This is a genomic window from Pseudomonas sp. QS1027, assembly GCF_002814235.1.
Lineage (GTDB): Bacteria > Pseudomonadota > Gammaproteobacteria > Pseudomonadales > Pseudomonadaceae > Aquipseudomonas.
The window spans coordinates 164,851-184,608 of the sequence record NZ_PHSU01000014.1 but is presented as its reverse complement, the minus strand read 5'-3'; the positions used below and the strand labels follow the sequence as shown (position 1 = coordinate 184,608).

Genomic DNA, 19,758 nt, shown 5'->3' with positions numbered 1-19,758 from the left:
CCATGATCAAAAATGCACCGCAAGCCCTCTATCGGCGCGCGAAGGACTTTGTGCAAGACAAGCTGCGCAGTGGCGAATGGAAGCCTGGTGACTTGATCCCCTCGGAAAACCGCCTGGTGCAGGAGCTGGGCATTTCGCGCATGACCGTCAACCGGGCCTTGCGCGAACTGACGGAAGAAGGTCATCTGTTGCGGATTTCCGGCGTCGGCACCTTCGTCGCCGAAAGCAAGCCGCAATCGAACCTGCTGCGCATCACCAATATCGCCGACGAAATCATCGCCCGCGGGCACAGCTATTCCTGCCGGGTCCTGCACCTGGGCCGCGAGGCGGCCTCGATGCCCGTGGCCGCCGCTTTGGCGCTGCCCACCGGTTCGTCGGTGTTTCACCTGATCTGCGTGCACAGTGAAGAAGGCGTGCCGGTGCAGTTCGAGGATCGCTACGTCAATCCCGAGCTGGTGCCGGACTTTCTGCAACAGGAGTTCGGTGAGCAGCTGCAACCGGCGCGCTATCTTCTTCAGGTCATTCGCCCCGACGAGATGGAGCATATCGTCGAGGCCGGGCACCCCAGCAGCGACGAAAGCAGACATATGCAGATTGACGCCCTGGAACCGTGCCTGATCCTGGTCCGGCGGACCTGGAGCCAGAACAAGATTGTCACCTATGTGCGCCTGACCCATCCCTCGTCGCGGTATCGCCTCGGCAGTCGCCTGCCGGTGAGCGGCGCCCACCGGGACAGTTGAGGGAAGACCTGGCACTGGCTGAAGGCCAATCAACGACAAGCCGTTGCGAAAAGCTCGGGAGCTTTGGTCAGCAGGCGGTCAAACAAGCCCCCTAGTCTTGAGCCCGGGTTCCCCTCTCGAGTCGACTTGATGCCCCGTCCACACCACCAAGGTGGTTTCACCCTGATCGAAGTGCTGGTGGCGCTGACGATCATCGCCGTCGCACTGTCCGCCGCCGTGCGCATGGCCGGGGTGATGACCCAGAGCAACGGGCTGTTGCGGGACAAGTCCATCGCCTTGCTGGCGGCCCAGAGCCGTCTGGCGGAGTTGCGCCTGGAAGGACGCCTGCCCGTCGGGCGCAAGTCCTTTGAATGCGATCAGGGCCGGCTGATGTTGCGCTGCGACCAGATGATCGGCGCGTTCGGCGCCGGTTTGTTCAAGGTCGATATCCGGGTCCTCGATCGCAGCCGCGAGGCGCCGCCACTGGCGCAGCTGGAAACCGTGCTGAGCCCGGTCCAGCCTGGGCTCAAGGGCGGGTCAGCTTCGGCAGGAACGGCGCAGCGCTGAGGCGGGTCACGTTCAGCTGGAGTTTTTCCTTGCCCCGTTCGACAACAATACCCTCGGGCTCGATGGCCAGCAGGCGTACGCCCTGGCTCAGGACCTCGCCGGCGAGGAAGCTGCGCGGCGGGCCGTCGTTGAGGCTGAGGATCGCCACCGCCCCGTGCACGCCGGCCATGACCCCGGAGACCTTGATATCGAGTACCGCCGGCTGGTTGGAAAACCATTGCAGGGCGGGATTGTCGCTGCGACTGCCGGCAGCTTGCGGCAGACCTTCGGGCAACAGTGATGACGTTGGCTTCAGCAACAGGCTGGACCAGGTCAGCGCACCGGCCAGGGCCGCGAGCAAGGCCAGCCCCTGGACAAGCTGTGGCGGGGAGAAACGGTGAGTCCATTGCATGCTTGAGGTCCTTTTCGAGGGTGATCCGAACACACCGTCCTGTAGGAGCCGGCTTGCTGGCGATCAACGACGACACGGTGTACCTGATACACCGCGTCGTCCCTATCGCCAGCAAGCCGGCTCCTACAGAAACGCGTTGCAATCAGACTACCTGTCAATTCTCACGTTTTTATTTCACACGCCCATCATCTTCGCAGCGCAGCATGCATCCACCCCCAAGGAGCTCTTGTCGAATGGATGTCGTGCGCCCCCAGGCCGGTTTCACCCTGATCGAACTGATGGTGGTGCTGGTCATCATCGGTATCGCCAGCGCGGCCATTGGCCTGAGTATCAAGCCGGACCCGCTGCACCTGCTGCGCAAGGATGCCGAGACCCTGGCCCAGGCCCTGCAAGTGGCCCAGGCCGAAGTCCAGGCCGATGGTCGACCGATTCGCTGGCTGAGCGACAGCAAGGGTTATCGCTTCAGCCGTGGCGACGACCAGGGCGGCGTCGAGCAATTTTCACAAGACCCGCAACTGCGCCCACGGGCCTGGCAGAGCACACCGATGCAGGTGCGTATCGACCCGGGCAAAAGCCTGCTGCTGACCGCCGAATGGGTCGGCGCGCCGTTGCGCCTGTCCCTTTCCGACGGCCAGCACAGCATCAGCGTGCTGCGCAGCGCCACCGGCGAGGTCAAGGTCCAATGAACAAGCGCCAGCAAGGCTTTACCCTGATTGAAGTCATGGTCGCGATCATGCTGATGGCGATTGTCAGCGTGATCGCCTGGCGTGGACTGGACAGCGTCAACCGCGCCGATGAACACCTCAAGGCCAGCGCCGGGCAGACCCGCGAACTGCTGGCCGCCCTGGGGCAGTTGGAGCGCGATGTGGCATTGCGCGCCGGTATCGAACTGGTGGAGCCGGTGGTGGTGGATACCGAACACGAAGCCCCGCCCGCCCCCGTGGCCCTGAGCGTACGCAGCGCCGAGGGCAAGGGCTTTCGCCTGGACCTGATCCGCGCCGCGCCGCAGCAGGACGGTGCGCTGCAACGGGTGCGCTGGTGGTTGCAGGGCGGCACCCTGTATCGGGCCGCAGGACAAGCGCGCACGCAATTTCCATTGCCGGCGGCCAAGGATGGTGTCGCCGTGCTGAGTCAGGTTCGGGAAATGGACTTGCGGGTCTGGCAACCGGGCAAGGGCTGGCGCAACCTGGGCGGTAATCATCAGGATAATCCCCAGGGCCTGGAGATCACCCTGGTACGGGATACGCCCCAGGGGCCGGAGCGTTACCGCCAGGTGCTGGGCCCGCTGGAATAGCGTTACCTGGACTCACTTGCTCGAAAGCTGAACGCACACCTTGTGGGAGCGGAGCTTGCCCGCGAAGCTTTTGGCGATCTCAATGGCCTCTTCGCGGGCAAGCTCCGCTCCCACAAGGGCAGCTCCGACAGGGACCGGGGCAAGACGAGTATCTACAATCGACAGCCCAGAATCAGCTGAGCAACACCACCCCACCCGGCAACTCGGTGCACTTGGCCCCGTAGGCATCGCGAATCAACAACGCCACCCCGGCCAACTGGTCGAGGCTGAAACGCGCCTGGACCTTGCGCTTGCCCAGCTCGGTATTGAGCAGCACCAGCATGCCCGGGCGATAGCGGTTGATCTCGTCGATCACCGAGGCCAGGGTCGCGTCGTTGAACACCAGCATCTTGTTGCGCCAGGCGATCACATTCGCGGCGTCCACCGCTTGCGGCTCGCCGGTATGCTGGGCGTCATAGGTCAGTTGCCGACCGCTCTCCAGACGGATACTGCGGCCCTGCACCTGCACCGTGAGCAAACCTTCGATACAGGTCACACAAACGCTCTGGTCAATATGACGCAAGTTGAAACGCGCCTGGTCGGCCTGCAACCAGCCCGGACCGGCCTGGACGCTGATCGACTCACGCGAACGCGTCACCACTTCCACTTCACCACTGACCAGTTCGATCCGCGGGCTGCCGCCGACCGCTGCCAGACGATTGATCCGGGTCTGGGTGTTGAGTTCCAGGCGGATATCGTCGCCCAGGTCGATGCGCCGCTGCTCGCCGACTTCGGTAACGTAATCGGCACCCAGCCCGGAAAAGCCGCCCGGTATGGTTTCGCGGATCAGGAAAAATGCCGCCGACGCCGCAATGGCACCGCCGAGAAAAGCCCTTCGGCCGAACTGCCGGGCACGGGGCGGATGCTGCAATTGCAAGGCGGCCGGCTTGAGGGACTGCCACATCGACTTGCTGCGCTCGAACGCCTGGGCGTGTTCCGCACTCTGCGCGCACCACTGGCGCAAGGCCCGGGCATCGGCGGCGGTGGCCCGCCCCGAGGTCAGGAGGATCAGCCAATCCTGGGCTTCGCTGTGCAGTCGAGCGGTCTCGCCGGCCCGGGAATCAGTGATGGAAGTCGTGTTCAAGCGCGCAGGTACTCAAGAAGATTTTGCTGGTCTATTACCTAGACGGTTTTCCCGCACCGGGACCGAACCGCTGAATCACTTTTCTTTCAAGCCGCGCCGCGCAATGCCCCAGGGCGGCCTTCAACTCCTTCTCGACCATGCGCGTGGAAATCCCGAAACGCTGGGAAATTTCCAGGTGCGGCGCCTCTTCCAGACGCGCCGCGATAAAAATCCGCCGTCGCCGTGGCGGCAGTTCATACAGGGCGCTGAGCAGCAACTGGATCTCCTTCTGCCCGCCCACGACCCGCTCCGGGTCCTGGGATTCGTCGCTGACCTGCAACAGCTCCTCGATTTCCTCCCCCGTCAACAAGCGCGCGTCGGCCTGACGCCGATCGGCGGCGATGTTCAGCGCCATACGGTACAGGTAGGCGTTGGGCTGGGTGAGGTTGAGCGGCGCCTCCATGCGATCGACCCGCAGGTAGGTTTCGTGCAGGACATCGTTGGCCAGATCCTCGGAACCCAGGCGCCGGCGCAAACGCGCCTTGAAGTCGTCATAGGAGGTCAGGAACAACCGGACCATCGGACTCTGCCCGATATTCTTCATACTTCTCAGGCTCCTTCCCGCTCTGTGCATTCCATGCTGCTTCCTGCTGAATTCGGCGTTATTAGAAGGGTTATCGGCTGATGCAGCGACGTCGGCGCAGGACGCCTGACCCGCACACCGCTCAACCGTGCCACCAGCGCCCCATCGCGCTGAACATCTCCGGTGGAACTGACCAGGCGGCTGTACTGGACGTCGCCGGCTCGCCCGATCCACACCTGCAACACGGCCCGGTAAGTCCCCGGTCGGGTCAGGGGTAACGTACACAAGGCCTGTTCGATCGCCACCTGGATCGCCTGGGCATAACTGCTCGCCATGGCTTTCGCGGCCGGACTCTCACCCCCCTTGCCCGCCGGCCGTTCGCTGACTTGCGCCACTTGCAGGGTGAAGGCATCGGCCCGGGCGTAACGCGCCATCAAGCCTGTGCCAGTGAGCAACAGGCTCAAGGCTTCACTGGCCCGATAGTGCCCGTGCACGGCGAAGGAACGGCGTGCGCGGGTCAGGTCGCGGTCCACCAGCACGGCCATTCCGGTCAGGCGACTGAAGGTATCCAGTGCGCCGGCCAGCTCCTGGGCGGCAATGTCCAGGTCCAGGCGCGCCTCGGGATCGAGCTGCACCGGCTCAGCCGCCAGGCACGGGAAAACTCCGCCCAGCAACCAGCCGGCCAGGACCAGCCCCGCCAAGGGATAGCGAAAGAACGACAGACGCACCGCCACGGATCGAAGTCCCTGCACAGCTGACGTGTTCCTGAAAATCGTCATCCTGAGGGCTGTTTATGAATCTGATGTTACGTTCACTGCAAAAAAACCATCACCCAGTGGCAGAAGGCGTTGATCTAGACTAAAGGACTAGAGAAACCCTTCTTCCGGGGTCGCCAGGAGGCTTCAATGAAATGCCCTTTAACGCTCACGATCTTGTTGTTCACGCTATCGGGTTCGGCGCTGGCCGCTGAGCCGACCGCGCAACCGGTCGGTTGCATCGACGTCAGTGTCGGCGGCTACAAGGCGCCGGACTACACCTGTCTGAGCCAGCAGATGAGCGACCCGGAACAGACCCAGGCACGGCAGAAAAACCAGGAGGCGCTGAACCCCGACATCAGCAAGAAATCCCCCAGCAAGCTGGGCCTGGCAACGCCGGCCGCCACCAGCGTACGCATGGGCAATACCTTCGGCACCTCGGTGATGCCGCAGCGGCCGCCTGCGGGCCAGTGACACCTGGCCGCCCTTGAAGGAAATTCGAAGCCAGGCGCGGTCCCTGTAGGAGCCTGGCTTGCCAACGAAGAGGCCCTCAAGATCGCTAAAAGCTTCGCGGGCAAGCCCTGCTCTTCCAGGGCATCAAGGCATTCCCAACCAGTGCGGCAGCGTCAGCGAGATCATCGGCACGTAGGTCACCAGGATCAGGAACGCCAGCAGGATCATCAACCACGGCAACGCCGCACGGATAGTCTGTCCCAGGGTGAGCCCGGTTACCGCCGAGGTCACGAACAGGTTCAACCCCACCGGCGGGTGCACAAGGCCGATTTCCATATTCACCACCATGACGATGCCCAGGTGAATCGGGTCGATCCCCAGCTTCACCGCAATCGGGAAAAAGATCGGCGCCAGGATCAGCACAATCGCCGACGGTTCCATGAAACTACCGGCAACCAGCAACACCACGTTGACCATCATCAGGAAGCCGATCGGCGTCAGCCCCTCGGACACCACCCAATTGGTGATCTGCTGCGGGATCTGCTCGGTGGTCAGCACATGGGCGAACAGAATGGCGTTGGCGATGATGAACATCAGCATGATCGCCAGTCGACCCGACTCCATCAGCACCTTGGGACAATCGCGGATCTTCATGTCCTTGTAGATGAACAAGGCGACAAACGCCGAATACACCGCCGCCACCGCCGCCGCTTCGGTCGGGGTGAACAGGCCGCTGTAGATCCCGCCCAGGATGATCACCAGCAACAGCAACCCCCAGAAGGCCCGGCGCGCCGCCGTCAACCACTCGCGAAAGGTCGCCCGAGGTTGCGCCGGCAATTTCTTGATCCGCGCAACGATATAGATCGCCACCATCAGCATCAGGCCCAGCAGCAACCCGGGAATCACGCCGGCCATAAACAGCTTGCCCACCGAGGTTTCCGTGGCCGCCGAATACACCACCATGACGATGGAGGGCGGAATCAGGATACCCAGGGTCCCGGCATTGCAGATGATCCCGGCGCCGAACTCCTTCGGATAACCCGAACGGACCATCCCCGCCACCGCGATGGAGCCCACCGCCGCGACTGTCGCCGGCGAGGAGCCGGACAAGGCGGCGAACAGCATGCAGGCCAGCACCGCGGCAATCGCCAGGCCGCCGCGAATATGCCCGACACAGGCGTTGGCGAAATCGATCAGGCGCTTGGCCACGCCGCCGGTGGTCATGAAGGCCCCCGACAACAGGAAGAACGGAATTGCCAGGAAGGTGTAGGCGTCGGAGGTTTCGAACAGCTTGATCGCCAGGGAACTGAGGGAGTCCTGGCTGAAGATCAGGATCGACACCGCGCCGGACAAGCCCAGGGAAATCGCGATCGGCACACCGAGGAACATGAAGGTGAACAACAGCAGAAACAGACAGAGAACGGCCATCAGTGCTGCTCCTTGTGTTCACTCGCCAGCTTGCTCGCTTCGCCGGCTTCGTCGGCCAGGCCCAGGCCGGTCTGACGACGGGTGAAAATGCGGTAGAAGATTTCCAGGTAGCGGATCAGCACCAGGGCAAACCCCACCGGCACGATCAGCACGATATAGCCGACCTTGACCCCGTACTGGTCGAGGTCCTCGGCGCCGATCCCGGCGGCAAGCACCGCGCCCAGCCATTTGTAGCTGGCCACCATGAACAGCCCGGCGTAGGCCAGGCAGCAGGCGCAGGCGAGCATCGCCAGGTAGCGTTGCACCGGACGCGGGGTCAGCTTGACCAGGGCGTCGACCCCAAGGTGACCGGCGGTGCGCACGCCGTAGGAGATACCGAAGAAGATCAACCAGCCGAACATGGCCTTGGTCAGGGCCACGCTCCAGGTCATGTCCTGGGCCACGGTCATGGTGGCGTCGCCCAGGCGGTTGAAGAAGCCGCTGCTCCAGGCCCAGCGGTCGGCCAGGTTGAAGAACAGCGTGTAGATGTTGTTGGCCATCACATAGACAAAGGTCACCAGCGTCATGGCCGCCAGCAGGAAGGCGATCAAGCCTTCCTCGAAATGTTCCCAGATGCGCCGCAACGGTTGCGTTTGCATGGACAGGGCTCCGCGAGAGGGGAAAGGAGGTACCGGGGCATGAGCCACACGATGCCGATCAATCAAGGCTGGACACGATCCCTTGCAGGAGCCGGCTTACTGGCGTAGCCTTGCAGCGCCTGATCGGCCGCCATCGCCAGCAAGCCGGCTCCTACAGGGGTTGGGTGTTCACAAGCCAAACGCCGATCAAGGCTGGTTGGACTTGTCCGCGGCGTCGATCAGGTCGGCACCGATTTCACCCTCGAACTTCTTCCACACCGGCTTCATCGCCTCACGCCATTGCGCGCGCTCTTGCGGGGTCAGCTCGATGATTTCGCTGGTCTTGGCGTCGATGATCTTCTGCTTGGCACTCTGGTTCAGCGCTTCGGCCTGCTTGTTCACCTCGACGGTGACTTCGGCCATGATCTTTTCCAGCTCGCTGCGGATGTCCGGCGGCAGGCCGTCCCAGAACTTGCTGTTGGTGATCACCATGTAGTCGATCAGGCCATGGTTGGACTCGGTGAAGTACTTCTGCACCTCGTTGACCTTCTGGCTTTCATAGTTCGACCAGGTGTTCTCGGTGCCGTTGACGGTGCCGGTCTGCAAGCCCTGGTAGACCTCGGCGAAGCTCATCTTGCGTGGGTTGGCGCGGATCGCCTTGAACTGCTCCTCCAGCACGCTGGACGCCTGGACGCGGAACTTCAGGCCACGGGCATCGCCCGGGACGTGCAGCGCCTTGTTCGCGGAAATCTGCTTCAGGCCGTTGTGCCAATAGGCCAGGCCGAGAATGCCCTTGCCCTGCATCGCGGTCAGCAATGCCTTGCCCTGGGCCGCCTGGAAGCGGTCGACAGCGGCCATGTCGTTGAACAGGAATGGCAGGTCGTAGATCTGGATCTGCTTGGTGTACTGCTCGAACTTGGCCAGGGACGGGGCCAGCATCTGCACGTCGCCGAGCAGCAGGGCTTCCATTTCCTTGCCGTCGCCGAACAGCGACGAGTTGGGATAGACCTCGACCTTGACCCGGCCCGGCAGGCGTTCTTCGGCGAGTTTCTTGAACAGCAGCGCGCCCTGCCCCTTGGGCGTGTTTTCCGCGACGACGTGGGCGAACTTGATCACGATGGGCTCGGCCGCCTGGACCAGGCCGGCGGTGAGCAAGGTGGCGGCGCAGAACAGCGCCCGGGTCAACTTGAACATGTAAGTCACCTTCTTATTGTTGTGTTGCAGGCAGGTTGCCTAAAGCCATGCGTATAGAGAATTTCGAATTCTGAGTACCTGCGTTCGGCTCAGGTGAACGCTCCGTAAACCCTGGATTCATTGCCGAAGGTCGAGTACGACGAGGCCTCCGATCAGAGGGTAAGGATCTGCCTGTCGTGCCGGCGGTTATGGCCTACGCCAGCGCCAACAAACGTTGGGCTCGCAACAGGACCGGCGCGTCGACCATCTGCCCGTCGACCTGATAGGCCCCGGCGCCGGCGCTGCCGGCATCCACCACGCGCCGGGCCCAGGCCAGGTCTTCGGCGCTCGGTGCCAGGGCGGCGTGAATCACCGGCACCTGCCGGGGGTGAATGCACAGCGCGCCGGCAAATCCCATTTCATAAGCGTGACGGATCGAGCGGCGCAGGCCCTCCGGGTCGTCGATGGCCGGATGGACACCGTCCAGTGGGGCGACCAGGCCAGCAACCCGTGAATGGATGATCAGCGCCAGGCGGGCCTGGTCGAGGGCGAACTGCGCGGCGTCCGAGCCGCTGCTCAGGTTGAGGTCCAGGGCCAGGTCCAGGCCGCCGAAGGACAGGCGCTCGACGCCGGGGGCATTGGCGATTTCAGCGAGGTTCAACAGGCCCCGGGCACTTTCGATGATTGGCCAGACGGGTTTGCCGGTCGCCGCCACGGCACCGACCTGGGCTGCGTTCTCGACCTTGGGCAGCAGCACGCCGCTGACGCCGGGGTGTTGTTTGCAGAACGCCAGGTCGGCGCTGTGTTCGGTATGGTCCGGGGCATTGACGCGCACCAGGACCCGGGCCTGGGTGTTGGTCGTGAGAAATTGTCCGAGGTGGTCACGGGCAATTCGTTTGAGCGGCTCCTCGACGGCATCTTCGAAGTCGACGATCACGACATCGGCGCCGCTGGCCAGGGCCTTGGCGAAACGCTCGGGACGACTGCCGGGCACGAAGAGCGCGGAGCGGGCAATGGATGAAGGCATGTAGTGTTCCTTGTTTTTCAGTTGCGCGGCCTGTCTGGGGGACCGCGTTATCGTTCTTCGCGGCGGTGCGGCGTTCCGACAAGCCCTGCTCCTACAGTCCTCTGTCGTTCCCCATATTTGTGTACGACGCCAAACTGTAGGAGCAGGGCTTGCCCGCGAAGGGGCCCTTGAGCGCAGCTCATTTTTTTCAGACCACCCCATCCACCCGCAGCCGCTCCACCGCCTCGGCGGAAAAGCCCAGCTCACTGAGGATCGCCCCGGTGTGCTCACCCAACCCCGGCACCGCATCCATGCGCGGCTCAAACGCCGCATTGCGCGCCGGCGGCAGCAACGCCGGCAGTTTCCCCGACGGACTCCCGACCTCGCGCCAGCCATCCCGGGCCTTGAGCTGCGGGTGGTCCCACACGCCCTGCATATCGTTGACCCGGGCATTGGCGATCTGCGCCTCTTCCAACCGCGCAATCACCTGCTCGCTACTGAGCCGGGCAAAGCTGTCGACGATGATCTGGCGCAACACCTCACGATTGGCCGAACGCTTGAAGTTGGCTGAAAAGCGCTCGTCCACCGCCAGCTCCGGGGTCAGCAGCACCTTGTCGCAGAACGCCGCCCATTCACGCTCGTTCTGCAACCCGAGCATCACCGTGCCGCCGTCGCCGGCCGGAAAAGGCCCGTAGGGATAAATGGTCGAATGTGCCGCGCCGGCCCGTGGCGGTGGCGCGGCGCCGTCGAAGGCGTAATACATCGGGTACCCCATCCACTCCACCAGGCTTTCCAGCATGCTGACGTCGATGCGGCTGCCCTCCCCGGTTTTCTCCCGCAGCAGCAACGCCGAGAGAATGCCGCTGTAGGCATACATGCCGGCGGAGATATCGGCGATGGAACAGCCAGCCTTCGCCAGTGCTTCCTCGCCCGGCCCACCGGTCACCGAAAGAAAGCCGCCCTCGCTCTGGATCAGCAGGTCGTAGGCCTTTTTCTTCTCATAAGGACCGCCTTCGCCATAACCGGAAATATCGCAGACGATCAGCCGCGGAAAACGCTCGTGGAGTGCCTCGAAGGACAAGCCCATGCGCGCGGCGGCACCCGGTGCGAGGTTCTGCACCAGCACATCGGCCTCGCCCAGCAACTGCTGGAGGATGTCATCGGCCGCATCCTGCTTGAGGTCCAGGGTCAGGCTTTCCTTGGAACGATTGGTCCAGACGAAGTGCGAGGCCAAGCCGCGAACACGCTCGTCATAACCACGGGCGAAGTCACCGCTGCCGGGGCGCTCGATCTTCACTACCCGCGCACCCAGGTCCGCCAGTTGCCGGGTGCAGAACGGCGCCGCGATGGCGTGTTCGAGGCTGATCACGGTGATGCCGTCCAACGGGCGCGGTGCCGGGGTGTTGCCTGCTGCCGTATTCATCAGCGCAGCTCCTTCAAGTCAGTGGTGTTGCGCAGGTCCCAGACCTGACGGATCAAACCTTCGGCCTGCTCGGGCGAGCGCGCGCCGGAGAACTGCAGCAGACGACGGAATTTGTCTTCCAACTCGGCCCGCGACAGGCTGTTGCCGGGATCGCCCTTGGGCTCGTCGATGGCGCCGTACAGGGTGCGGCCGTCGACCGTGGTGACCACCACCCGACCCAGCCAGCGTTGCGGATAGGCACTGTCCACTTCGGGGTCGAGGGTCATACTGACCTTCTCGCGAAACGCCGACACGGCCGGGTCGGTCAATGCCATCTGGTGAAACTCCGGCAGGCCGGCCTTGCCGTGCACGGCGATCAGGCCCAGCACGGTGCCCATGGAGAATTTGGCCTGGTGCACGCTCTGCGGCACCTTGACCCGTCCCAGCACATCGATGCCTCCCTGATGCACACGGGTTTCCACGTGCCGGATCTGTTCATGGCCCAAGCCTTCCCGCCCCATCAGTGCTAACAGCGCATCAGCAGCCGGATGAGTGTGGCGACAGGACGCGTGGAACTTGAACGAGGTTTCCACCAAGGCCCAACGGCTGCCCAGGCGGTCGGACAACTTCGTCGGATCGGCATCGCTGGACATCCCGGCGGCCAGCCCCTGGTCGCCTTCGAGAATATTCCGTGCACCGGTCAGGCCATCCGCCGTCAGGTAGGCAGCCAGCAGACCATCCGCGGCCGCCTTGGCGGTGTGCAACTGCTTGGAATCGGCGGCATCCCGGAGGAACTCCCAGAGCCCGGCGGCCTGGGTGCCGGCGCTGCCCAGCAGGTTGCTGAACTGTTCATGGTCGAAGTCCATCAGCTTGCCCACGGCCACGGCCGCCGCCAGGGTGCCGACGGTGGCCGTGGTGTGGAAGATCCGATAGTGCGAACGCCCGAGGAACTCGCCGATACGAATCCCCGCCTCATAGCCGGCCACCGAGGCCAGCAGCAACTCACGACCGGACTTGCCCAGGTCCTGGGCCGCCGCCAGGGCCGCCGGGAACACCACGGTGGCCGGGTGCAACACGGAACTGTTGTGCAGGTCGTCCTGCTCCACCAGATGGGACGACGCGGCGTTGACCAGGGCGGCGAAATACGCCGAACTGCCCTGGCCATTGACCAGGATCCGTGCCGGGCCGTCCGCCGGCCCCATCTTGCGGGCATAAGCCTCGAACAGCGGAATCGGGTGCGCGCCCTGGCTGGCCAGGGCCGAAGCCAGCCAGTCGAGGAACAGATCTTCGGTACGCTCGAACACCGCCTGGGGCACCTGCTCGTAACGCAGGCCGGCGAGGAATTCGCACAGCGCTTGGGTATGGCTCATGCTCGATTCCTCAGAAGCTGCGTGGCAGTTCGAGCAAGTGCTCGGCCACGTAGGACAGGATCAGGTTGGTGGAGATCGGCGCCACCTGGTACAGACGGGTCTCGCGGAACTTGCGCTCGACGTCGTATTCACAGGCGAACCCGAAACCGCCATGGGTCTGCAGGCAGGCATTGGCCGCCTCCCAGGACGCCTTGGCCGCCAGGTACTTGGCCATATTGGCGCTGGCCCCGGCGTTCTGGCCGCTGTCGTACTCCTCGCAGGCGCGCCAGCGCATCAGGTCGGCGGCCTCGATCTCGATATGGGCTTCGGCAATCGGGAACTGTACGCCCTGGTTCTGGCCGATGGGCCGGCCAAACACCACCCGGTCGCGGGCATAGGCGCTGGCCTTTTCGATAAACCAGCGACCGTCGCCGATGCATTCGGCGGCGATCAGCGTGCGTTCGGCATTCAGGCCATCAAGGATGTAGCGGAAGCCCTTGCCCTCTTCGCCGATCAGGCTGTCAGCGGGGATTTCCAGGTTGTCGAAAAACAGCTCGTTGGTCTCGTGGTTGACCATATTGGCGATGGGTTGCACGGTCAGGCCGTTGCCGATGGCCTCGCGCAGGTCCACCAGGAAGATCGACATGCCCTCGGATTTCTTCTGCACCTCGGCCAACGGCGTGGTGCGCGCCAGCAGGATCATCAGGTCGGAATGCTGGACCCGCGAGATCCAGACCTTCTGGCCGTTGATCACGTACTTGTCGCCGTGTTTGACCGCGGTGGTCTTGATCTTGGTGGTGTCGGTGCCGGTGCTGGGTTCGGTGACGCCCATCGATTGCAGGCGCAACTCACCGCTGGCCAGCTTGGGCAGGTAGAAGCTTTTCTGCACCTCGCTGCCGTGGCGCAACAAGGTGAACATGTTGTACATCTGGCCGTGCACCGTGCCGGAGTTGCCGCCGCAGCGGTTCACTTCTTCAAGGATCACCGAGGCTTCGGCCAGGCCCAGGCCCGAGCCGCCGTATTCGGCCGGAATCATCGCCGCCAGCCAGCCGGCGTCGGTCAGGGCTTTGACGAAAGCCTCGGGAAAACCCTTCTCTTCATCTATCTTGCGCCAGTAGGCGGCATCGAATTCGGCGCACAGGGCACGTACGCCCTCGCGAATGGCATTGAGTTCTTCGTTGTTGTTCGGATTCATCGGGGTGATTGCCTTTTTATTGTTAGTCGAAGTGCACTTCAGCCTGCTGGGCCAGGCCAGCGGCGTTGCCGGCCCAGAGCTGGGCGACGCCGGGACTGAGGATCCGTCCGCCGACTTCGAAGGGTTGTGGTGCGATCAACGGGCGCACGCCGCGATAGGAAAAACGCCGCAGGGTCGCCTGCGGATTGGCCCGGCAGAACGCCCGCAGGTTCAGGGTGGCGATCATCGGACCGTGCACCACCAGGCCCGAATAGCCTTCGGTGTCGGTGACGTAGGGGAAGTCGTAGTGGATGCGGTGGCCGTTGAAGGTCACGGCGCTGTAGCGAAACAACAGGGTTGGCGTCGGCTCCACGGCTTCGTGCCAGTCGCCCTCGATCAGCGCTTCGCCGCTGCTCTGCTTCGGGGGGGTGGGTTCGCGGTAGACGATGTCCTGCTCTTCGCGAATCGCCAGCCGACCGTCCTGGGAGTATTCATGCCGCACGGTGACAAACAGCAAGGCACCGCTGCGGCCCTGTTTTTCCTCGATATGGCTGATGGTCGACAGCCGGGTGGCATCGTGACCGGCACGCAGGTGCTCGAAGAACTCAAGGCGCCCGCCGGCCCACATGCGGTTGCGGTTGTCCGCTGGCGGCAGGAAGCCACCCCGGGCCGGGTGACCGTCGCCGCCCAACAGGCTCTCGGCCAGCGGCTCCTGGAAGAAACACCATTGCCACAGCGGCGGCAACGCCTCGCCATGGGCCGGAGCCGCTTCGCCGAAGGTCGCGGCGATACGTTTGAGCAGGTTGCGGCTCAATTGGTCGTGGGCTTCTTCGGTCCGTCCTAGCCAGGCACTCAGATCCGTCGCACTCATGGAAGGTTTTCCCCTTGCCGGTTGTTGTCATGACACCGATGATGCAAGGCGCAGCCCGTTCCGAGAATTTGCATTTCTATAAGCCGGCGTTCAGTTATGCTGAACGCCAACGTCCTATCTGCACGCAACCCCTGAGCGGAGTCGCCCCATGCATTTCGACCTGGCGGATCTACGCCTCTTCATCCATATCGCCGAATCGCCGAGCCTGACCCAGGGCGCCCGGCGTGCCTTCCTCTCCCCGGCCGCCGCCAGCGCGCGGATCAAGGCCCTGGAAGCGCAACTCGACACTCGCCTGCTGTACCGCGACAGCCGTGGCGTGGAAGTCACCCCGGCCGGCCAGCGCTTGCTGCAACATGCGCGGTTGATCATGCGCCAGGTCGACTATCTGAAGAGCGAGTTCACCAGCTACGGTGGCGATTCGGCCGGGCATATCCGCATCTTCGCCAACACCACGGCGGTGACCGAGTTTCTCCCGGAGGTGCTGGCCGGCTTTCTCTCCCAGCGCCCCGGCGTGACGGTGGACCTGCAGGAACGGCTGTCGCGGGATATCGTCCGTGGCGTACTCGACGGCACCACCGACATGGGCATCATCGCCGGCCCGGTGGAAGCCAGTGGCCTGCAGGTGATGCACTTCAGCACCGACCGCCTGGTACTGATCATGCCGGTGGACCATCCACTGGCGGCGCAACAGTCGGTGACCCTCGGCCAGACCCTGGCGTTCCAGCACATCGGCCTGCATGAAGGCAGCACTCTGCTGAGTTTCTTGCGCGAGCATGTCGAACGGCTCGGCAAGACCTTGTCGTTGCGTATCCAGGTCTCCAGCTTCGAGGCCATCTGCCGGATGGTCGAGGCCGGCGTGGGCATCGGCATCATTCCCAAGTCCGCCGCCGTGCGGCACAGCCGGACCATGGAACTGGTGACCGTGGCGCTGGACGAGCCCTGGGCGATTCGCGAGCGCAGCATACTGGTGCGCGAACTCGAAGCCCTGCCCGGGACCATCCGTGCCTTGATCGCGACACTGATGCCCAGCGCGCAAACCTGAACCGTCCTACAGTTTGGGTTGCACAAACCCCTGCTTCGGCGGCATTCTTGAAGACATTCGACTGATAGAACTTTTCACCTCAGCCGCACTCAATCAGTGCATGGATCCACGCCCTTCCCGACAGAGACGCTCATGACTTCGAAGCTTGCACAACTCAAGCAGTTCACCACCGTGGTCGCTGACACCGGCGACCTCGATGCCATTACCCGCCTGAAGCCGGTCGACGCTACCACCAACCCTTCGCTGCTGCTCAAGGCCGCCGCGCTGCCAGGCTACGCCGACCTGCTCAAGGCCGCCGTGTCCCACGCCAAGGGCAATGTGGGCCTGGCCTGCGACCATTTCGCGGTCTCCGTGGGCAGTGGCATTCTCAAAGTGATTCCAGGGCGGATTTCCACCGAAGTCGACGCACGCCTGTCCTTCGATGAAACCGCGCTACTGGGCAAGGCCCACCAATTGGTCGAGCTGTACGACAAGGTCGGCGTAGGCCGTGACCGCGTGCTGATCAAGCTGGCTTCGACCTGGGAAGGCATCCGCGCCGCCGAGAAACTGGAAAAAGAGGGAATCCAGACCAACCTGACCCTGCTGTTCTCCTTCGCCCAGGCCGCGGCCTGCGCCGATGCCGGGGTATTCCTGATCTCGCCGTTCGTGGGCCGGATCTACGACTGGTACAAGAAGTCCACCGGCAACGAATACAGCGGTGCCGACGATCCGGGCGTGCAGTCGGTGACCCGCATCTACAACTACTACAAGTCCAACGACTACAAAACCGTGGTCATGGGCGCGAGCTTCCGCAACCTCAACCAGATCGAACAACTGGCCGGTTGCGACCGCCTGACCATCAGCCCGGACCTGCTGGAAAAGCTGGGCCAGGACGAAGGCCAGCTGGAGCGTCGACTGGTGCCGGGGGCCGCGGGTGAACCGCGCCTGAACCTGAATGAAGCGCAGTTCCGCTGGGCCTCCAACGAAGACGCCATGGCCACCGAGAAACTGGCCGAGGGTATTCGTCAGTTCGCCCGTGACCAGGAAAAGCTCGAAGCGTTGCTAGCTCAGTAACCTGAGCTTTACTCGCTCCCAAGGCGACCCGGGCAGTCGGCTACTCCGCTACCCGGGACAACGCTCTGTTCAGGTCCTGCTGCCACACGGCCAGTCAGCGACCCGCTTGATACCTGTTCTTTCCTGACCCGGAGCCCCACACCAGGCGTCAAGCGCCTGTGGGGCGAACCGCTGGGCTGCTCGACCCGCACCGTCAGTTGGTGCGTTCGATGCTGTTGGACGACCCCGACTTCTCGGCAGCCACGGCCTGGGCCTTTTCAGACTGCTGGTAATAGGCCATGGACGTATCGCGGGCCGCGTCCATCCGTGCCATGACTTTATCGCCGCCATCACCGCCGCCTTCGGCCATGGCCGCAACGGAAGCGGTCATCAGGGTTACGATCAACAATGCTTTAAGGGATTTCATCAGTCACTCTCCAATAGTTTGAGTTCGTCGGCACTTGTTTCTGCTGACTTGGGCTCATGCTATCGATCGGTGCATTTCAGACTGTTCCCCGCAGGATGAAATTTTTTACAGGAACCTCATCAGGAAAACCACGGTACAGGCCGTCTCCGGCGCTGGATAAGCTCCAGTCAACGCCCTAGAATCCGCAGAGCATTGATTCTGGAAAAGGGACAATATGGATCGTATTGACTGCATGCGTGCCTTCGTCGCCACCGTCGGCGCCAATGGCTTTGCCGCGGCGGCACGGGCCATGGACGTACCGCGTTCAAAAGTCAGCAAGCAGATCCAGGCGCTGGAAGAGGCCATTGGTGTGCAACTGCTGCAACGCACCACCCGCAGCCTGCACCTGACCGAAGCCGGCGCGGAATACTACGAGGCGGCCCGCGAGCTGCTGGCATCCCTGGATGAAACCGAACAACGGGCCCGCGATGGCGTCGGCGAACTGCGCGGCGTGCTGCGGGTCAACGCGCCCATGTCCTTCGGCCTGCGGCGGCTGGGGCCGCTGATTCCGCTGTTTCACCAGCAGCATCCGAACGTGGAATTGCAACTGGTGCTCAGCGACCAGCAAGTCGACCCGGTGCGCGGTGGCTTCGATGTCACCATCCGCATCGCCAACCTGCCGGACTCCTCCCTGGTCGCCCGTTTGCTCGCCCCCGCGCCCCGGGTCATGGTGGCCTCGCCGGCCTATCTGGCCCGGGCAGGCACACCGCAAACACCGAAGGACCTGACGGCCCATCAATGCCTGAACTACGGCTACCTGCAAAGCGGCGTCAGCCTGCAACTGAGCAATGGCAAGGAAACCCAGCGGGTCAACGTCACCGGACCGCTGCACGCCAACAATGGCGACCTGCTGGCCCAGGCCGCGCAGGCCGGCATGGGCATCGCCCTGCTGCCGGACTTTATCGTCGAAGATGCCCTGGCCGCCGGCACCCTGGTGCCGGTGCTGTGCAACTGGCAGGCCCCGGCGATCAGTATCAACGCGGTCTACCCCTCGGCGCGCCGGGTGCCGCAGAAGACCCGGGCCTTTATCGAGTTCCTGGTCAAGGCGCTGGCGGTGGAGACAACGGCCTGAGCCCTAGGCGGTATTGAAGATCGACTGTTTGCCAATGGAAATACCCGACCACAGTTCGTCCAGGTGCTTGAATCCCCACTTCTTGACCGACTCCAGGCTGACGATCGAGTCATGTTCGCCGGCAACGGCCAGATCGATGACCGCCTGGGCAATCGGCATCCGCAGTTTCGAGGAGTAGAACACCTTCACCCGAGGGGTCAGCAAGGACTGCTCATGTTGCTCCATGACGATCGCCAGGCGGCCGCTGTGCAACAGCACCAGGGCGCCCACCGGATAGATCCCGATGCAGCGGACGAAAGCATGGAAGATCTGCTCATCGAACTGGCCTTTCCAATCGGCCATTTTTCGAATGGCCTCGGCCGCCGTCCAGGCCGGTTTGCCATGTCGCTCGGAGGTCACCGAGTCATAGCTGTCACACACTGCGGCCATCCGCGAAAACAGGCTGATCTGCGTGCCACAGAGCTTGTGCGGATAACCACTGCCATCGACCCGCTCATGATGATGCAGGCAGACATCCACCACCCTCGGGCTGAAATGGCGGGTGTCGAGAATCATCTTCGCGCCGATCTCCGGATGGCGGCGCAGGCTCGCGAACTCGCCCTCGGTGAGTGGCGAGGTTTTACTCAGCAACTCGGCAGGCACCATCATCTTGCCCACTTCATGCAGGATGCCCGCCATGCCGGCCTCTTTCACCAGGCCTTCAGGCAGGTTCAAACGGTAGGCCAGGCTCATCATCAGGGCACACACCGCCACTGAATGCATGTAGGTGTATTCATCGCTGGTCTTGAGCCGGGCCAGGCTGATCAGGGCGTCGGGATGGCGCATCAGCGAATCCGAGATTTCCGCGATCAGGTGGGAAATCTGCTCGGGATGAACCGCCCTGCCCATCCGCAGGTCACCGAACAGGCTCAGCACCGCGGCCTTGGTCCGGGCGCACAGATTCAACGCATGGACCACCTCGTCGCTCATGGCAATCCGCGGGCGATTGCGTGGCCGCTCCTGCACCGGAATGGCCAGCGGCTCAGGATCCGCCGCAACGGGTTCCTCGACCTCGACATCCAGGCCCTTGTCGGTATCTATCCAGAGCGCGGCGAGACCGGAGGCGCGGATCTTTTGCAGATCCTCTTCATCATCGAGCAGAAAGTGGCTGCGCCAGAACGGGTGGTCCATCCAGGAGCCGCAGAAGGATTGTACATACATACCGACACGAAGCTCGCTCACCTGTATCTGTCTTAGCATGATGGACATCCTGGTTTCTTGTC

Annotated in this window: 22 protein-coding genes; 8 read left to right on the top strand and 14 right to left on the bottom strand. The window is 63.3% G+C overall.

Annotated features, from left to right (window positions below; genetic code table 11):
- Nucleotides 1–2 precede the first annotated feature (2 nt).
- On the top strand, nucleotides 3–740 hold the full coding sequence (hutC, locus tag CWE01_RS13875) for a histidine utilization repressor (RefSeq protein ID WP_100941096.1): 738 nt from the start codon (nucleotides 3–5) through the stop codon (nucleotides 738–740).
- A 129-nt stretch (nucleotides 741–869) separates the two neighbouring features.
- A complete protein-coding gene (gene gspI, locus CWE01_RS13870; RefSeq protein ID WP_100941095.1) occupies nucleotides 870–1,286 on the top strand; it encodes a type II secretion system minor pseudopilin GspI in 417 nt (138 codons plus the stop codon).
- Here gspI and CWE01_RS13865 read toward each other — a convergent pair.
- A complete protein-coding gene (locus tag CWE01_RS13865; protein ID WP_100941094.1) occupies nucleotides 1,246–1,677 on the bottom strand; it encodes a general secretion pathway protein GspC in 432 nt (143 codons plus the stop codon). The genes gspI and CWE01_RS13865 overlap by 41 nt on opposite strands.
- A 233-nt stretch (nucleotides 1,678–1,910) precedes the next feature.
- Here CWE01_RS13865 and CWE01_RS13860 point away from each other — a divergent pair, with 233 nt between their 5' ends.
- Nucleotides 1,911–2,363, top strand: a complete 453-nt coding sequence (locus CWE01_RS13860) for a GspH/FimT family pseudopilin (RefSeq protein WP_100941093.1) — start codon at nucleotides 1,911–1,913, stop codon at nucleotides 2,361–2,363.
- Entirely contained in the window at nucleotides 2,360–2,971 is a 612-nt protein-coding gene (locus tag CWE01_RS13855) for a prepilin-type N-terminal cleavage/methylation domain-containing protein (protein ID WP_100941092.1), read from the top strand. The genes CWE01_RS13860 and CWE01_RS13855 overlap by 4 nt, the downstream gene beginning before the upstream one ends.
- 172 nt (nucleotides 2,972–3,143) lie before the next feature.
- Here the strand turns inward: CWE01_RS13855 and CWE01_RS13845 are convergent, their stop codons facing one another.
- From CWE01_RS13845 to CWE01_RS13835, 3 genes are read right to left on the bottom strand one after another with little or no spacing between them, the layout of a single operon-like run.
- Complete coding sequence (locus CWE01_RS13845; RefSeq protein ID WP_100941090.1) at nucleotides 3,144–4,094, bottom strand: FecR domain-containing protein; 951 nt, start codon at nucleotides 4,092–4,094, stop codon at nucleotides 3,144–3,146.
- Between the two features lie 34 nt (nucleotides 4,095–4,128).
- Nucleotides 4,129–4,677, bottom strand: coding sequence for a sigma-70 family RNA polymerase sigma factor (locus tag CWE01_RS13840; protein ID WP_100941089.1), 549 nt, complete (start codon nucleotides 4,675–4,677; stop codon nucleotides 4,129–4,131).
- A gap of 5 nt (nucleotides 4,678–4,682) precedes the next feature.
- A complete protein-coding gene (locus tag CWE01_RS13835; protein ID WP_256579352.1) occupies nucleotides 4,683–5,408 on the bottom strand; it encodes a TonB-dependent outer membrane receptor in 726 nt (241 codons plus the stop codon).
- A 153-nt stretch (nucleotides 5,409–5,561) separates the two neighbouring features.
- Here CWE01_RS13835 and CWE01_RS13830 point away from each other — a divergent pair, with 153 nt between their 5' ends.
- Nucleotides 5,562–5,885, top strand: a complete 324-nt coding sequence (locus CWE01_RS13830) for a hypothetical protein (RefSeq protein WP_100941088.1) — start codon at nucleotides 5,562–5,564, stop codon at nucleotides 5,883–5,885.
- Nucleotides 5,886–6,008: 123 nt separating this feature from the next.
- Here CWE01_RS13830 and dctM read toward each other — a convergent pair whose 3' ends face one another.
- The 8 genes from dctM to CWE01_RS13790 form a co-directional block, all read right to left on the bottom strand.
- Entirely contained in the window at nucleotides 6,009–7,292 is a 1,284-nt protein-coding gene (dctM, locus tag CWE01_RS13825; RefSeq protein WP_100941087.1) for a C4-dicarboxylate TRAP transporter large permease protein DctM, read from the bottom strand.
- Nucleotides 7,292–7,930 (bottom strand): TRAP transporter small permease, encoded by a 639-nt coding sequence (locus CWE01_RS13820; protein WP_100941086.1) that lies wholly within the window; start codon nucleotides 7,928–7,930, stop codon nucleotides 7,292–7,294. The genes dctM and CWE01_RS13820 overlap by 1 nt, the downstream gene beginning before the upstream one ends.
- Before the next feature lie 186 nt (nucleotides 7,931–8,116).
- Complete coding sequence (locus tag CWE01_RS13815; RefSeq protein WP_100941085.1) at nucleotides 8,117–9,103, bottom strand: TRAP transporter substrate-binding protein; 987 nt, start codon at nucleotides 9,101–9,103, stop codon at nucleotides 8,117–8,119.
- Between the two features lie 193 nt (nucleotides 9,104–9,296).
- Nucleotides 9,297–10,109, bottom strand: coding sequence for a CoA ester lyase (locus CWE01_RS13810; RefSeq protein ID WP_100941084.1), 813 nt, complete (start codon nucleotides 10,107–10,109; stop codon nucleotides 9,297–9,299).
- A 187-nt stretch (nucleotides 10,110–10,296) separates the two neighbouring features.
- Entirely contained in the window at nucleotides 10,297–11,511 is a 1,215-nt protein-coding gene (locus CWE01_RS13805; protein ID WP_100941083.1) for a CaiB/BaiF CoA-transferase family protein, read from the bottom strand.
- Complete coding sequence (locus CWE01_RS13800; protein ID WP_100941082.1) at nucleotides 11,511–12,860, bottom strand: MmgE/PrpD family protein; 1,350 nt, start codon at nucleotides 12,858–12,860, stop codon at nucleotides 11,511–11,513. Before CWE01_RS13800 ends, CWE01_RS13805 begins: the two co-directional genes overlap by 1 nt.
- A 10-nt stretch (nucleotides 12,861–12,870) precedes the next feature.
- The gene (locus CWE01_RS13795) at nucleotides 12,871–14,034 is read right to left on the bottom strand and encodes an acyl-CoA dehydrogenase family protein (RefSeq protein WP_100941081.1); all 1,164 of its coding nucleotides are present in this window, start codon (nucleotides 14,032–14,034) and stop codon (nucleotides 12,871–12,873) included.
- Between the two features lie 22 nt (nucleotides 14,035–14,056).
- Nucleotides 14,057–14,884 carry a MaoC family dehydratase N-terminal domain-containing protein gene (locus CWE01_RS13790; protein ID WP_100941080.1) on the bottom strand — a complete coding sequence of 276 codons (828 nt, stop codon included), beginning with the start codon at nucleotides 14,882–14,884 and terminating at the stop codon, nucleotides 14,057–14,059.
- A gap of 148 nt (nucleotides 14,885–15,032) precedes the next feature.
- Between CWE01_RS13790 and CWE01_RS13785 the strand changes: the two genes are divergently transcribed.
- Nucleotides 15,033–15,926 (top strand): LysR family transcriptional regulator, encoded by an 894-nt coding sequence (locus tag CWE01_RS13785; RefSeq protein ID WP_100941079.1) that lies wholly within the window; start codon nucleotides 15,033–15,035, stop codon nucleotides 15,924–15,926.
- A 132-nt stretch (nucleotides 15,927–16,058) separates the two neighbouring features.
- Entirely contained in the window at nucleotides 16,059–16,979 is a 921-nt protein-coding gene (gene tal, locus CWE01_RS13780) for a transaldolase (RefSeq protein ID WP_100941078.1), read from the top strand.
- Between the two features lie 193 nt (nucleotides 16,980–17,172).
- Here the strand turns inward: tal and CWE01_RS13775 are convergent, their stop codons facing one another.
- Nucleotides 17,173–17,385, bottom strand: a complete 213-nt coding sequence (locus CWE01_RS13775) for a co-regulatory protein PtrA N-terminal domain-containing protein (RefSeq protein WP_100941077.1) — start codon at nucleotides 17,383–17,385, stop codon at nucleotides 17,173–17,175.
- A gap of 214 nt (nucleotides 17,386–17,599) precedes the next feature.
- Here CWE01_RS13775 and CWE01_RS13770 point away from each other — a divergent pair, with 214 nt between their 5' ends.
- Entirely contained in the window at nucleotides 17,600–18,496 is an 897-nt protein-coding gene (locus tag CWE01_RS13770) for a LysR family transcriptional regulator (protein WP_100941076.1), read from the top strand.
- 3 nt (nucleotides 18,497–18,499) lie between these two features.
- Here CWE01_RS13770 and CWE01_RS13765 read toward each other — a convergent pair whose 3' ends face one another.
- A complete protein-coding gene (locus CWE01_RS13765) occupies nucleotides 18,500–19,735 on the bottom strand; it encodes an HD-GYP domain-containing protein (protein ID WP_100941173.1) in 1,236 nt (411 codons plus the stop codon).
- Nucleotides 19,736–19,758 lie beyond the last annotated feature (23 nt).

Excerpts from the sequence above, each read along its gene's own strand:
- hutC (WP_100941096.1), top strand. The coding sequence starts at position 3 with ATGATCAAAAATGCACCGCAAGCCCTCTATCGGCGCGCGAAGGACTTT.
- gspI (WP_100941095.1), top strand. The coding sequence starts at position 870 with ATGCCCCGTCCACACCACCAAGGTGGTTTCACCCTGATCGAAGTGCTG.
- CWE01_RS13865 (WP_100941094.1), bottom strand. The coding sequence starts at position 1,677 with ATGCAATGGACTCACCGTTTCTCCCCGCCACAGCTTGTCCAGGGGCTG.
- CWE01_RS13860 (WP_100941093.1), top strand. The coding sequence starts at position 1,911 with ATGGATGTCGTGCGCCCCCAGGCCGGTTTCACCCTGATCGAACTGATG.
- CWE01_RS13855 (WP_100941092.1), top strand. The coding sequence starts at position 2,360 with ATGAACAAGCGCCAGCAAGGCTTTACCCTGATTGAAGTCATGGTCGCG.
- CWE01_RS13840 (WP_100941089.1), bottom strand. The coding sequence starts at position 4,677 with ATGAAGAATATCGGGCAGAGTCCGATGGTCCGGTTGTTCCTGACCTCC.
- CWE01_RS13830 (WP_100941088.1), top strand. The coding sequence starts at position 5,562 with ATGAAATGCCCTTTAACGCTCACGATCTTGTTGTTCACGCTATCGGGT.
- dctM (WP_100941087.1), bottom strand. The coding sequence starts at position 7,292 with ATGGCCGTTCTCTGTCTGTTTCTGCTGTTGTTCACCTTCATGTTCCTC.
- CWE01_RS13820 (WP_100941086.1), bottom strand. The coding sequence starts at position 7,930 with ATGCAAACGCAACCGTTGCGGCGCATCTGGGAACATTTCGAGGAAGGC.
- CWE01_RS13815 (WP_100941085.1), bottom strand. The coding sequence starts at position 9,103 with ATGTTCAAGTTGACCCGGGCGCTGTTCTGCGCCGCCACCTTGCTCACC.
- CWE01_RS13810 (WP_100941084.1), bottom strand. The coding sequence starts at position 10,109 with ATGCCTTCATCCATTGCCCGCTCCGCGCTCTTCGTGCCCGGCAGTCGT.
- CWE01_RS13805 (WP_100941083.1), bottom strand. The coding sequence starts at position 11,511 with ATGAATACGGCAGCAGGCAACACCCCGGCACCGCGCCCGTTGGACGGC.
- CWE01_RS13800 (WP_100941082.1), bottom strand. The coding sequence starts at position 12,860 with ATGAGCCATACCCAAGCGCTGTGCGAATTCCTCGCCGGCCTGCGTTAC.
- CWE01_RS13795 (WP_100941081.1), bottom strand. The coding sequence starts at position 14,034 with ATGAATCCGAACAACAACGAAGAACTCAATGCCATTCGCGAGGGCGTA.
- CWE01_RS13790 (WP_100941080.1), bottom strand. The coding sequence starts at position 14,884 with ATGAGTGCGACGGATCTGAGTGCCTGGCTAGGACGGACCGAAGAAGCC.
- CWE01_RS13785 (WP_100941079.1), top strand. The coding sequence starts at position 15,033 with ATGCATTTCGACCTGGCGGATCTACGCCTCTTCATCCATATCGCCGAA.
- tal (WP_100941078.1), top strand. The coding sequence starts at position 16,059 with ATGACTTCGAAGCTTGCACAACTCAAGCAGTTCACCACCGTGGTCGCT.
- CWE01_RS13775 (WP_100941077.1), bottom strand. The coding sequence starts at position 17,385 with ATGAAATCCCTTAAAGCATTGTTGATCGTAACCCTGATGACCGCTTCC.
- CWE01_RS13770 (WP_100941076.1), top strand. The coding sequence starts at position 17,600 with ATGGATCGTATTGACTGCATGCGTGCCTTCGTCGCCACCGTCGGCGCC.
- CWE01_RS13765 (WP_100941173.1), bottom strand. The coding sequence starts at position 19,735 with ATGCTAAGACAGATACAGGTGAGCGAGCTTCGTGTCGGTATGTATGTA.